The 11708-nt window shown below is 64.3% G+C and carries 11 protein-coding genes; 4 read left to right on the top strand and 7 right to left on the bottom strand.

Annotation, left to right across the window (positions count from 1 at the left end):
• Window positions 1-14 precede the first annotated feature (14 nt).
• The 3 genes from ACRQ5J_RS15130 to ACRQ5J_RS15120 all read right to left on the bottom strand — a co-directional run bounded on the left by ACRQ5J_RS15130 (window position 15) and on the right by ACRQ5J_RS15120 (window position 3116).
• Complete coding sequence (locus ACRQ5J_RS15130) at window positions 15-1385, bottom strand: DUF2799 domain-containing protein (RefSeq protein WP_432377712.1); 1371 nt, start codon at window positions 1383-1385, stop codon at window positions 15-17.
• A gap of 70 nt (window positions 1386-1455) precedes the next feature.
• On the bottom strand, window positions 1456-2721 hold the full coding sequence (locus ACRQ5J_RS15125; RefSeq protein ID WP_432377711.1) for a methyl-accepting chemotaxis protein: 1266 nt from the start codon (window positions 2719-2721) through the stop codon (window positions 1456-1458).
• Entirely contained in the window at window positions 2712-3116 is a 405-nt protein-coding gene (locus tag ACRQ5J_RS15120; protein WP_432377710.1) for an MCP four helix bundle domain-containing protein, read from the bottom strand. Before ACRQ5J_RS15120 ends, ACRQ5J_RS15125 begins: the two co-directional genes overlap by 10 nt.
• 217 nt (window positions 3117-3333) lie before the next feature.
• Between ACRQ5J_RS15120 and ACRQ5J_RS15115 the strand changes: the two genes are divergently transcribed.
• Both ACRQ5J_RS15115 and ACRQ5J_RS15110 read left to right on the top strand, forming a co-directional pair.
• Window positions 3334-4386, top strand: coding sequence for an acyltransferase family protein (locus ACRQ5J_RS15115; protein ID WP_432377709.1), 1053 nt, complete (start codon window positions 3334-3336; stop codon window positions 4384-4386).
• A 51-nt stretch (window positions 4387-4437) separates the two neighbouring features.
• A complete protein-coding gene (locus ACRQ5J_RS15110) occupies window positions 4438-4926 on the top strand; it encodes a hypothetical protein (RefSeq protein ID WP_432377708.1) in 489 nt (162 codons plus the stop codon).
• Here the strand turns inward: ACRQ5J_RS15110 and fusA are convergent.
• Window positions 4923-7034: an elongation factor G gene (gene fusA, locus ACRQ5J_RS15105; RefSeq protein WP_432377707.1), complete on the bottom strand. Its 2112-nt coding sequence runs from the start codon at window positions 7032-7034 to the stop codon at window positions 4923-4925. The two genes, ACRQ5J_RS15110 and fusA, sit on opposite strands and share 4 nt — an antisense overlap.
• 208 nt (window positions 7035-7242) lie before the next feature.
• On the opposite strand from fusA, the gene ACRQ5J_RS15100 reads away from it, so the two are divergent.
• Window positions 7243-8304, top strand: a complete 1062-nt coding sequence (locus ACRQ5J_RS15100) for a phospholipase A (protein ID WP_432377706.1) — start codon at window positions 7243-7245, stop codon at window positions 8302-8304.
• Here ACRQ5J_RS15100 and ACRQ5J_RS15095 read toward each other — a convergent pair.
• Window positions 8301-8498, bottom strand: a complete 198-nt coding sequence (locus ACRQ5J_RS15095) for a hypothetical protein (protein WP_432377705.1) — start codon at window positions 8496-8498, stop codon at window positions 8301-8303. The genes ACRQ5J_RS15100 and ACRQ5J_RS15095 overlap by 4 nt on opposite strands.
• A 133-nt stretch (window positions 8499-8631) precedes the next feature.
• On the opposite strand from ACRQ5J_RS15095, the gene ACRQ5J_RS15090 reads away from it, so the two are divergent.
• Window positions 8632-10392 carry a tetratricopeptide repeat protein gene (locus ACRQ5J_RS15090; RefSeq protein WP_432377704.1) on the top strand — a complete coding sequence of 587 codons (1761 nt, stop codon included), beginning with the start codon at window positions 8632-8634 and terminating at the stop codon, window positions 10390-10392.
• Here the strand turns inward: ACRQ5J_RS15090 and ACRQ5J_RS15085 are convergent, their stop codons facing one another.
• Together ACRQ5J_RS15085 and ACRQ5J_RS15080 are read right to left on the bottom strand one after the other, a co-directional pair.
• Window positions 10393-10641, bottom strand: a complete 249-nt coding sequence (locus ACRQ5J_RS15085) for a hypothetical protein (protein ID WP_432377703.1) — start codon at window positions 10639-10641, stop codon at window positions 10393-10395.
• A 56-nt stretch (window positions 10642-10697) separates the two neighbouring features.
• Window positions 10698-11621 (bottom strand): methyltransferase domain-containing protein, encoded by a 924-nt coding sequence (locus tag ACRQ5J_RS15080; RefSeq protein ID WP_432377702.1) that lies wholly within the window; start codon window positions 11619-11621, stop codon window positions 10698-10700.
• Between the last annotated feature and the right edge of the window lie 87 nt (window positions 11622-11708).

Raw genomic sequence — 11708 nt, 5'->3', positions numbered from 1 at the left:
TACAGATTTTTGGACTAGTAAATTTCGCGCCTCAGCCTTTGCATTTGCTGTTCATGACGGTCGGCCCACAGGCGGGCGTCGTCGAACTGGCGTTCCAGGCCTTGCAAATAGTCGAGCAGCTCGCGCCGCTCCTGCTCGCGCCGGCGGTATTGTTTGGCCGCCTCTTCGCGCGGCTGGTCCTTGGACTCCTGGCCGGCGCGCATCTCGCGTTCCAGCCGCGCCAGGCGGCCACGCGCGTCGCGCAGGCGGCTGGCGAGGTCGTTCGCAGCTACCACCGCATCGCGGTATTTGGCGGCGGCGATCTCGAAATCCTGGCCGCTGACGTAAGCGTGCTTCAGCTGATTCTGGATGGCCGGCGCGCACACCTCCACCGCCATGCCGACGTTGGTGCGGCCACGTTCGAAGGCGTTGTCCGGCGTGCAGTAGCGCGCGTTCTCCTGCCGCCAGGCGTTGGTATAAGCGTCGCGCGTGGCCGCGATGACGAATACGCCGGCGCGGCTGGCGTTGGCCATGCGCTGTTCCAGCTGGTAAGGCTGCCCATTGCCATCCTCGGCGCCGGTCTGGCGCCAGTATTCGGTGAGGCGCGCTTCCCACGCCTGGCGGTATTCCTGCTCGTGGATTTTCAGTCCCCTGGCGCGGGCTTCGCGCCCGCGCTGGCCGAACTCCTTGCCGCTGGTGGCGTCCTGCGTGCCAAGATTGCGCCAGTAGTTGACGATTTCCGCGTTCCAGGCGGTGCGGTACGATTCTTCCTGTATATCGACACCGGCGCGGCGCGCGGCGGCCGCGCGGTTGCGGAACTCGCTGTCGGGGGTGCCGTTGCGCGCGTCGGTGTAGCCGGCGTCCGCCCAGAAGGTGCGGTTGCCTGCGCGCCAGCCGTCGGTATAAGCGGCATCGTCGAAGCGCAGCTGCGCGGCGGCGGCGTTGTCGCGGCTGGCCTCCTTGCGCGTCAGCGGCAGACCGCTGGCGCCATCCCTGGAGCCGATGTTTTGCCAGTAGCGCGAATTGCCCTCGGCCCAGCCGGCGTCGTAGGCCGGCCGGTTCAGTGGCGTCTTGTGCTTGCGCGTTTCTTCGCTGTTGGCGTGCTTGTCGAACTGCGCCTGCGCGCCCTGCACGCCGTCATTGCTGCCCAGCGCCTGCCACGCATCCCAGTTTCCCTGCGCCCAGCCGGCGTTGTAACGGGCGGCGGCATCGCCGGCGGCGGGCTTGTCGGCGTGGTCGTCGCAGAAGTCCTTGCGCTGCGCGTAGCTGGCTGGTTCGCCCATGACGCCATCCTTGTGGCCGATGGCATGCCAGTCGCCGACCTTGCAGTCGGCCACGCGCTGCATGTGGGACTGGCAACCGGCCAGCAGCAGAATAAGGGGTATCAGGCGCAGTGAGATTTTCATGGCCCGGATTATAGTGCCAGATTGGCAATCCGGGCCGGTTTTATGCGGCGCCCACCTGCCGTCGGCGCCGCTAGCAGGCCGCCAGCAGGCCGCCGGCGGCACGGACGGCCGGCCCCACGCCTGCGGCAGCGCCACCGGATTGCGGCTGCCCGCCCTCGCGCCGCAGCTTGAACACGCTGACGGCATGATTCAGATGCGCGGCCTGCTCCTGCAGCACTTCCACCTCGCCGGCCGCATGCTCGACCAGCGCCGCGTTCTGCTGCGTCACCTGGTCCATCTGCGCGATGGCGCGGTTGACTTCCTCGATGCCCGCGCTTTGCTCATTGCTGGCCAGCGTGATGGCGCCAACCATGTCGCTCACCTGCTTGACGCTGTGAACGATATCGCGCATGGTGCTGCCGGCGTTCTCCACCAGCGCGGTGCCGGCATGGATCCTGGACACCGATTCATCGATCAGCGTTTTCACTTCGCGCGCGGCGTTGGAGCTGCGCTGCGCCAGGTTGCGCACCTCGGTTGCCACCACGGCAAAGCCGCGCCCCTGCTCACCGGCGCGCGCCGCTTCCACTGCGGCGTTCAGCGCCAGGATATTGGTCTGGAAAGCGATGCCGTCGATAACGCTGATGATCTCTTCGATCTTGCGCGACGACGCGTCAATCGCGTTCATGGTCTGCACCACCTCGCCGACGATGTCGCCGCCCTTGCTGGCGATGTCGGAGGCATTCCGCGCCAGCCGGTTGGCATCGCGCGCGCTGTCGGCGTTCTGCCTGACGGTGGCGGTCAGCTGCTCCATCGCCGACGCGGTTTCCTCCAGCGAGCTGGCCTGGTCTTCGGTGCGGCCGGACAGGTGCTGGTTCTGCTCGGAGATCTGTTCGCTGATGCTGCCCACGGCGACGGCCGCTTCCTGCACCTCGGTCACCGTGGTGCGCAGGTTGCGGCTCATTTTCAGCAGCACCGCCATGATGCTGTTGCTGTCCCGGCCGCGCAACGTCACGTCGTGATACAGTTCGCCGCGGTCGACCGCGTTGGCCAGCGCCTTCACCTCGGCCGGTTCGGCGCCAAGCGCGTGCAGCAGGTAATGCGTAACGCGCCACGCCACCACCACGCCGATGGCGATGGCCACCGCCACGGCTAGCAACGCCAGCGACTGGAAGTTATGCGCGCCATGGCGGGCCAGCGCCGATTGCGCCTCGGTCAGCTTCTCTTCCTGATCGATGAAACCGTTGATATTGCCCAGCCAGTCGACGAAGGCCGGCTTGGCCTCGTCCAGCATCATCCTGCGGGCCGCGTCCAGACTGCCGGCGCTGCGTGCCTCGATGATCTTGCGGATCAGCGGCATGGTCCGGGCCTCGCTCTGCTTGATCTTGTCCAGCCACGCGCGTTCCTCCGGCGTGATGCCGGTCTTGGCGTCGCTGAAAAAGCTTCCAGCGGCCTGGCCGACTGCTGGTAATCGCGGTCCAGCCTGTCGATCGCGGCCACCACGCCAGCCAGTTCGGCATCGCTGACCAGCGTGACATCGCGCAGCGCGATCGCCCGGTCGTGCACGCTGCCCCGGAAGTTGATGGCGTAGCGCTGCTTGACGTTGTTCACCTCGCTGATGTGCTGCAGGCTGTTGTCGATGGCGTTCACCTTGAACACGCTTAATACCGACAGCGCCAGCATCATTGCCAGAATGATGCCGAAGCCGATGCCCAGGCGGGCGGCGACCGTGATTTCGTTTTTATTGGTTTCCATTGCTAGCTTCCTTAGACTGCATACGAGACATCGCCATCATATTGCGCCCCAGCAATTAAGTTAAATTCATTAATTTGATTAAATCAATAGATATTTCCTATTAACAATGGCGCACTGGCAATTTGGTTGAAACTTTACTACCTCAGCCAGTCCGGAACGCCTCTCCGACGAGGGATGACGTGGTAATGTCTGCGCTGGTCAAAACAATCAGAACAATATGCGCATAAACTCTGTCGATGCTGTACGCGGCCTGACCGTGGCCGCCATGCTGCTGGTGAACGACGCCGGCGACTGGTCCCATATCTATCCGTGGCTGGAACACGCGCACTGGCATGGCTGCACGCCGGCCGATTTCATTTTCCCGGTGTTCATGCTGATTGTCGGCGTCTCGCTCCAGCTGGCGCTGGGACGGCAGCTGGACGCCGGCGCGCGATCCGCGCCGCTGGCGCGGGCGGTGCTGCTGCGCGGCGCCCGCATCGTGCTGCTGGGCGTGGCCTTGAATCTGGTGTCGATGTGGGCAATGGACGCGCACTTCCGGCTGCTGGGTGTGTTGCAGCGCACCGGCATCTGCTTTGCCGCCGCCGGCCTGATCGCCATTTACCTGCCGGGCGCGCGGGCGCAGTGGGCGGTGCTGGCCGCGACCCTGCTGGGCTACTGGGCGCTGTTGCACGGCAACGTGGAACCCAACCTCAACCTGGCCGACCGCATCGACACGGCCTTGCTCGGCCCACTGTCGTATCAATATGACGCCGCCACCGGGCTGGCGCATGAGCCCGAGGGCATCCTCAGCACACTGCCGTCGCTGGCCACGGTCATCCTCGGCATGCGCGCCGCCGAGCTACTGCGCCATGGCCGCATCGGCGCACTGGCGGCGGCCGGCGCGGCGGCGATGCTGATCGGCGGCCTGTGGTCGCTGGCGCTGCCGCTGAACAAACAGCTGTGGACCTCGTCGTTCGTGCTGTGGACGGGCGGCTTCGGCATGCTGGCCATCGCCCTCGCCTACCAGCTGCTCGATGTGCGCGGCTGGCCGCCGCTGGGCCGGGCGATGGGCGTCAACGCCATTGCCGCCTATGCGGGCTCGTGGCTGGCGTCGTGCGCGCTGGCCGCCAGCGGGGTGATGGGACCGTTGTATGAAAATGGCTTCCGCGCGCCGCTGGCGCCGGTGTTCGGGCCGGAATTCGCGTCAGCGGCGTTCGCCGCCGCCTTCACGGCCGTGTTCTGGCTGGCGATGGCCTATGCGTATAAACGCGGCTGGCGGGTTACGATCTGACCGGCATTCGCTATAATCCAGCGTCCTCAACCCTGACGAAGAAAGCTTCGGATGATCAAACCTTTGCGTATTGCCGGCCTGGCGCTGCTGGCCTGCATGTCTGGCGCGGCCATGGCCGACACCTTCGAGACCATCGAATCGGCGCCGCTGAACGAAGTCTGGCTCAACGGCGGCTTCCACACCTGGCACTTCCAGAGCGATAAAGACCTGAACGGCGCCAACGGCGGCCTGGGCGCCGAGTGGCGTTTCTCGACGGTGGCGTCGGCGACGGCCGGCCGCTTCTATAACAGCGACCGCGCCTATTCCAACTACGTGGGCGTCTACTACCAGCCGTGGAAAGTCGGCCCGGTGCGCATTGGTGCGGTGGTCGGGGCGTTCGACGGCTATCCGAAAATGCGCAATGGCGGCTGGTTTCCCGCCGCCATCCCGACGCTGAGCTATGAGTACAAGCGGGTGGGCGTCAACGTCGGCATCATCCCTTCGTATAAGGACCGGCTGTACGGCGGCATCACCGTACAGCTGAAAGTGCGGGCCTTTTAAGCCCGCGCTTTGGTCACGGCGATCTGGTCCAGGATGTGCTTCGGCACTTCCGCGTAGTTCTTGAACTCCATCGTGTAGGTCGCCCGTCCCTGCGTCAGCGAGCGCAGCGTGGTCGAGTAGCCGAACATCTCGGCCAGCGGCACCGAGGCGCGGATGATCTTGCCGCCGCCGCCCGGAATCTCGTCCATGCCCTGCACCATGCCGCGCCGTGACGTCAGGTCGCCCATGGCGTTGCCCATGAACTCCTCCGGCGTTTCCACCTCCACCTGCATCACCGGCTCCAGCAGCACCGGACCGGCGCGCTTCATGCCTTCCTTGAACGCCATCGAACCAGCCATGCGGAACGCATTTTCGTTCGAGTCGACGTCGTGGTAGGAGCCGAAGGTCAGCGTGGCGCGCACGTCCACCACCGGATAACCGGCCAGCACGCCCTGCTTCAGCGTCTCCTGGATGCCCTTGTCGACCGCCGGGATGAACTCGCGCGGCACCACGCCGCCCTTGATGGCGTCGACAAACTCGTAGCCCTTGCCGCCCGGTTCCAGCGGCTCCAGCGTCAGCACCACGTGGCCGTACTGGCCGCGGCCGCCGGACTGCTTGACGAACTTGCCTTCGACATCGACCGCGTTGCGGGTGATGGTTTCGCGGTACGCCACCTGCGGCTTGCCGACGGTCGCCTCGACGCCGAATTCGCGCCGCATGCGGTCCACCAGGATTTCCAGGTGCAGCTCGCCCATGCCGGACATGATGGTCTGGCCCGATTCCTCGTCGGTATGCACGCGGAACGACGGGTCTTCCTGCGCCAGGCGGTTCAGCGCGATGCCCATCTTCTCCTGGTCGGCCTTGGTTTTCGGCTCCACCGCCTGCGAAATCACCGGCTCGGGGAAGATCATCTTTTCCAGCACGATCACGTTATCGGGCGCGCTGAGCGTGTCGCCGGTGGTCACGCCTTTCAGGCCGACGGCGGCGGCGATGTCGCCCGCGTACACCTCCTTGATCTCCTTGCGCTCGTTGGCGTGCATCTGCAGGATGCGGCCCAGGCGCTCCTTCTGCGCCTTGGTCGGGTTATAGACGGTGTCGCCGGAATTCACCACGCCCGAATACACGCGGAAGAAGGTCAGCTGGCCGACAAACGGATCGGTCATGATCTTGAACGCCAGCGCCGAGAACGGATCGGTGTCGGTCGGATGGCGCTCGATCGGCTGGTCCTGTTCGTCGGTGCCGGCAATGGCGGGCACATCGACCGGCGACGGCAGATACTCGATCACCGCGTCCAGCATGGCCTGCACGCCGCGGTTCTTGAAGGCGCTGCCGGCCAGCATCGGCACGATCTCGTTGCGGATCGTGCGCAGGCGCAGGCCGGTCTTGATTTCCTCCTCGCTCAGCTCGCCGCCGTCCAGGTATTTTTCCAGCAGCTCGGGCGTGGCCTCGGCGGCCGCTTCGACCATTTTCTCGCGCCATTCGGCGGCCACCGCCTGCAGCTCGGCCGGAATGTCCTCGTAGGTGAACTTGACGCCCAGCGTCTCGTCATCCCAGTTGATCGCGCGCATCTTGACCAGGTCGATCACGCCATGGAAGTTGTCCTCGGCGCCCAGCGGCACCTGGATCGGCACGGCCGCGCCCTTCAGGCGGTTGGCGATCTGCTCGCGCACGCGGAAGAAGTCGGCGCCGACCCGGTCCATCTTGTTGATGAAGGCGATCCGCGGCACATGGTATTTATTCGCCTGGCGCCACACGGTTTCCGACTGCGGCTGCACGCCGCCGACGGCGTCGTACACCATGACGGCGCCGTCCAGCACGCGCATCGAGCGCTCGACCTCGATGGTGAAGTCGACGTGGCCCGGCGTGTCGATGATGTTGATGCGGTGTTCGGGGAAATTGCCGGCCATGCCCTTCCAGAAGGCGGTGGTGGCGGCCGAGGTGATGGTGATGCCGCGCTCCTGCTCCTGCTCCATCCAGTCCATCGTGGCCGCACCGTTATGTACCTCACCAATTTTATGGTTGACTCCGGTATAAAACAGGATGCGCTCCGTGGTCGTCGTCTTGCCGGCGTCGATGTGGGCGCTGATGCCGATATTGCGATAGCGCTCGATGGGGGTCTTGCGGGTCATTACAATCTCCTTAGGGATCTGCTGCGGAAGTCTCAAGTGCGGCGTTCGCCACCGAATTCAAGAGTCCGTTAGCGTGCGACGTGACTAGTGGCAATTAATGTAGTGTTACGCCTAATTCTTTAGCTTACCTCTCAAACGGAAAAACTGCATGCGTGTGCGACCAAAAACTACCCTTTTCCTCTCCTTAGGCATGGCCCCGGCTCTGGCTTTGGCCCAGCCTTCCGAACTCGAACTGCGGCTGGAGCGCTGCTCGGTGCTTGGCGACGCCTCCGCCCGCCTGGCCTGCTACGACGGCCTGGCCAAGGTGGCGCCGACGGTCCAGGCAGCCGGCGAAAACGCCATCGTCGCGCCGGCGGCCGACATCAACGCCAAGGTTGCGCAAGCCACCGACGCGCCGCTGGCCACCCAGCCGGCGCCGCCGCCGCCGGAGCCAAACGTGCCGCCGAAGGTCGCCGAACTGACCACCATCCCGCCCGAGCAGGCGGTCTCCCGCATGGTGCAGGAATGGGAACTGGACCGCTCGTCCAAGCGCGGCGTGTTCAACTTCCGCCCCCATAATGCCAGCTACTTATTGCTGGCCAATTACAGCACCAATTCCAATGATGCGCCTTTTGAGGAATTTACGCCGGGCGGCATCAAATCCAAGCACGTCGAGCTGACCTACCAGATCAGCTTCAAGATGAAAATGATCGAACACCTGCTCAGCACGCCGGTGGACCTGTGGTTCGGCTACACCCAGAACAGCTTCTGGCAAGCCTACAACCGGGCGGCGTCAAGCCCGTTCCGTGAAACCAACTACCAGCCGGAGCTGATGCTGACCACGCCGCTGGCGCTGGACCTGGGCATCCTCGACGTGCGCCGCGTGACCCTGGGCCTGAACCACCAGTCGAACGGCCAGACGTCGACGCTGTCGCGCAGCTGGAACCGGCTGTATGCGGAAGTGGGGGCGGAAAAAGGCAAGTTCGGCGTCTCGTTCCGCCTGTGGAAGCGGCTCGACAACGCCCGTTCTGACAACGACAACATCGACATCACCGACTACATGGGCCACGGCGACGTGCGCGCCACGTATCGCTGGGACGGCCACGAGATTTCGCTGATGGGCCGGCGCAATTTCTCGACCAACCACGGCGCGCTGCAAGTGGGCTGGGCCTTCCCGGTGGCGGCCAACCTGAAAGGCTATGTGCAGGGCTTCAGCGGCTACGGCCAGAGCCTGATCGACTACAACTACGCGCAGAAATCCATCGGCGCCGGTTTCCTGGTCGATTTCTAACGGGGATTGCCACCGAGGATGCGCGCCGGCAGCATGACCACGGCGCGCAGCAAGGCGAAGACGCCTTCGACGCCGATGCCGATCAGGCGGAACGGCAAGGTAATCAGCCAGACCAGCGGATAGAGCACCAGCGCCAGCAGCGCCAGCGGCCAGCACAGGAACAGCAACACCAGCCACAGCGCGAAACTCAGCATAACAAGCCCCCATTCCTTAATGTGTTGTCTATAATGTCACTCTAATAGAGTGGCTGGCCCCGGGCAATCGACGTGCGACCAACTGCAAAATCCGGCGATCAAACGCCGGTTTCAGGGGACAAACGGAGGGGACATGCGAACATCATGGTTGATGGCCGCGCTGCTGGGCAGCGCAAGCCTGTTGAGTGCCTACGCCCAGCAGCCGGCGGCGTCGAGCGTGGTGGTGGCCGGACAGCGCGATGCGTCGGCCTGGTTCAGGGTGGAAAGCCAGCACTTCATTGTCTATTCTGACACCAGCAATGACGACGTCGCGGTGCTGCTGAACCAGCTGGAAAAGCTGGACCACGTGCTGCGGATTTACACCCGTCCCTTCCTCAAGACCAGCGGCCGCGAAGCCAAGCTCACCTTCTATTATCACGGCCGCGCCGACGACCTCGGACGGCTGGCCGAGCAGCAGCCGGCCAACGCCATCGGCCTGTACAGCAGCTGCAGCGCGGGCGTGCAGGGTTACGGCGTGCAGCTGTCCGATCTGGAGCGGCTGGACAACAAGGACTTGCCCAAGTCGCGCCCGGACGAAGGCCTGAACTACCTGTTCGAGGCCTACACCCGCCATTTTCTCTATCGCTACACGGATATCCGCGCGCCGATCTCGTTCATCGACGGCCTCGCCCTGTATTTCGCCAGCGCGCGCTTTTCGGACACGCAAATGCTGGTCGGCCGGGCGCCGGTCAACATCAACCGCCTGCTGCATTTCCTCGACCAGGGCCGCCGCTACAACCTGGAGTACCAGGACGTGCTGGAACAGAACGACACGCGCGGCGCCAATCACGCGTCCAAGGCCGGCGTCAAGATGGAATTCGCCGCACGCTCCTGGCTGCTCACGCATTACATGTTGTCGAGCGACGAGCAGCGCGGCAAGCTGACCGGCTATCTGGCGGCGGTCTACCGCGACACGCCGATTCCACAGGCGTTCGAGGCCGCCTATGGCGTGAAAGCGGCCGACCTCGGCGCCATCCTGTGGCGTTACCGCAATACCTCGGTCAAGGTGCTGCAAGTCGATGTGCCGGAACTGCCGGCGGCGGTGATGGATTTCAAAACGCTGCCGCAGTCGTCGGGCGAATTCGTGCTGGCCGAGGCGGCGCTGAAGTCCTGCCCGACCCGCCGCGCCGGCGAAGCCTTGCTGCGCCAGACCGCCAGCGCGGCGGCCCGCTACCCGGGCAACGACTACGCGCAACTGGTGCTGAGCCGCGCGCAGGTGGACTGGGGCCAGCCACAGGACGCGCTGGCTTACCTGAACGCCGCCGCGCGGAAGCCGGACGCCAGCGCCGAGGTGTTCTACCTGCTGGGCCAGGTGCACTTGAAGCTGTCGCAGCCCGAGCCGGCGCGCCGCCATCTGACCACCGCGCTGAACCAGGACCCGAAATCGGCCGAAGCGGCCAACGCGCTATACCAACTGGGGCTGCAATCGGGCGGCCCGCCGGACGACACGACGCTGGCGGCCGCCATCGTCGCTTTCAATAATGCGCACGAAGTCAACACGCTGGCCCGCTCGGCCGCGCTGGCGTATGCCTATGCGGGCGACAACGCCCGCGCCCGCAATGCGCTGAAGCTGATGTCGCATAACATCCGCGAGCCGGCGCTATCGGCATGGGCCAGGACATGGCTGGAGAAACTGTCTGCCGGCGTCAGCAAGGAGGCGCTGGCGGCGGAGATGCGCGTGCAGCCGGCGGCCGGCACGGCCTTCAGGGAATGGACGATTGCCACCGCGCTGGTGATGCAGGATATCGAGCGCAAGGCCGGTCTGGACGATGCGCGCAGCTATCTCTACCAAAGAAGCGTGAACCCGGCCGCCCCGGACCAGGCCTTGCAGTCAACCTTTGAAAGCGTCCGCTGACTACTGGCCGACGCAGATGATCTTGGTGACGTATTCCTTGGCGTTGGGCTTTTTGCGCGTGGCCCAGGCGACCGCCTCGTTGGCCTGCTCGATGGTCAGCACCGAGGCCTTGTCCTTCGACTTGATGAAGGACACGCCCTCGAACACGCCGTCCTTGCTGCGCATGACTTTGGCGAACACGGGCGGCTTGGTCTCGCCGTCGGCGATCTTGTTTTGCTGAATAAGGTAGCGTTGGTCGGTCTGGCTCATATAAATCTTTCGTAAAAGACGAAATATACGCGCCAGAACGACCGCCGTGGGGACTTTTATGCGAAGGCAGGCACCGCTTGCGCAGCTTGCAACACCGCTTCGTACAGCACTTCGGCCTTCAGCGTCGCTTGCAGCGAGGCAATGGCGCCGCCGGCGCGGTACTGGAAGCTCACCTGCAGCACATCCCCCTCGCGCGCCTTGACCGGGGTGGCCAGCGGCAGCGTCATGTAGTGGTTGAGCCAGTCGATGGTGGACGAGCGCTCCTGCACCACGGCCAGAATATTCTTGGTCACGAAGCGCATCGCGTTGATTTCGCCGTTGCGCTCGACCACGAACTTACCCTGCCACGCATACAGCAACTCGTTCGGCTGATTGAAGTCGATGATGCTGTACACGGCCGGCTGCGCCATCTCCACCGTGCCCGGATAGATGACCGTGGTTTCCTGGAACTGCACGATCGGCGCGTAAAAGCCTTCAAAATCGTACTCCTGCTGCAAGGGCTGCACCGCCATGATGACCGCCTCCGGCAGGAACACCGGCAGCGGCCCGCCGAAACGCTCCAGGTAGCGGCGCTTGAACGATTCGATCACCTCCACCTGTTTTTCGCGCAGCATGGCGACGTGGATCATCTCGCAGATGACGACATCGACCGGCTCCGGCGGCAGGTATTCGAAGGCGTCGGCGTGCACCACCTCGACCTTCTCGCCGTTCGGATTCATCGACAGGAACTTGCGCGCCTCCTTCACCATGTCCGGATTGAACTCGACGCAATACACCTTGGACGCCCTGGCGGCGGCGAACCACGACAGCACGCCGGTGCCGCCGCCCAACTCCAGCACCTTGGCGCCCGGTTTCACGGCATAATCGATGGCGGACTTGAACCCGTGCATGCGGTTCTGATCCATCAGCATATTGTGGTGGTAGTGAAGAGGAATGAACTGCCCCAGATAGCAGCTCTCGATTTCGCGTTCGTTCAGCATGACGGTCCTTGGTTGATGCACTTCGGCCATTATCGTTAAGATTGTTGAAGCGCCATCCCGGGAACTAGGGAGAAAATACCCTCCAAT

This window comes from Duganella sp. P38 (genome assembly GCF_050859475.1).
GTDB lineage: Bacteria > Pseudomonadota > Gammaproteobacteria > Burkholderiales > Burkholderiaceae_D > Rugamonas.
This window is presented reverse-complemented; position numbering and strand designations above follow the sequence as displayed.

Coding starts and splice junctions, on each gene's coding strand:
- ACRQ5J_RS15095 (WP_432377705.1), bottom strand. CDS start 8,498: ATGCTGAGTTTCGCGCTGTGGCTGGTGTTGCTGTTCCTGTGCTGGCCG.
- ACRQ5J_RS15130 (WP_432377712.1), bottom strand. CDS start 1,385: ATGAAAATCTCACTGCGCCTGATACCCCTTATTCTGCTGCTGGCCGGT.
- ACRQ5J_RS15125 (WP_432377711.1), bottom strand. CDS start 2,721: ATGCCGCTGATCCGCAAGATCATCGAGGCACGCAGCGCCGGCAGTCTG.
- ACRQ5J_RS15080 (WP_432377702.1), bottom strand. CDS start 11,621: ATGCTGAACGAACGCGAAATCGAGAGCTGCTATCTGGGGCAGTTCATT.
- fusA (WP_432377707.1), bottom strand. CDS start 7,034: ATGACCCGCAAGACCCCCATCGAGCGCTATCGCAATATCGGCATCAGC.
- ACRQ5J_RS15115 (WP_432377709.1), top strand. CDS start 3,334: ATGCGCATAAACTCTGTCGATGCTGTACGCGGCCTGACCGTGGCCGCC.
- ACRQ5J_RS15120 (WP_432377710.1), bottom strand. CDS start 3,116: ATGGAAACCAATAAAAACGAAATCACGGTCGCCGCCCGCCTGGGCATC.
- ACRQ5J_RS15085 (WP_432377703.1), bottom strand. CDS start 10,641: ATGAGCCAGACCGACCAACGCTACCTTATTCAGCAAAACAAGATCGCC.
- ACRQ5J_RS15090 (WP_432377704.1), top strand. CDS start 8,632: ATGCGAACATCATGGTTGATGGCCGCGCTGCTGGGCAGCGCAAGCCTG.
- ACRQ5J_RS15110 (WP_432377708.1), top strand. CDS start 4,438: ATGATCAAACCTTTGCGTATTGCCGGCCTGGCGCTGCTGGCCTGCATG.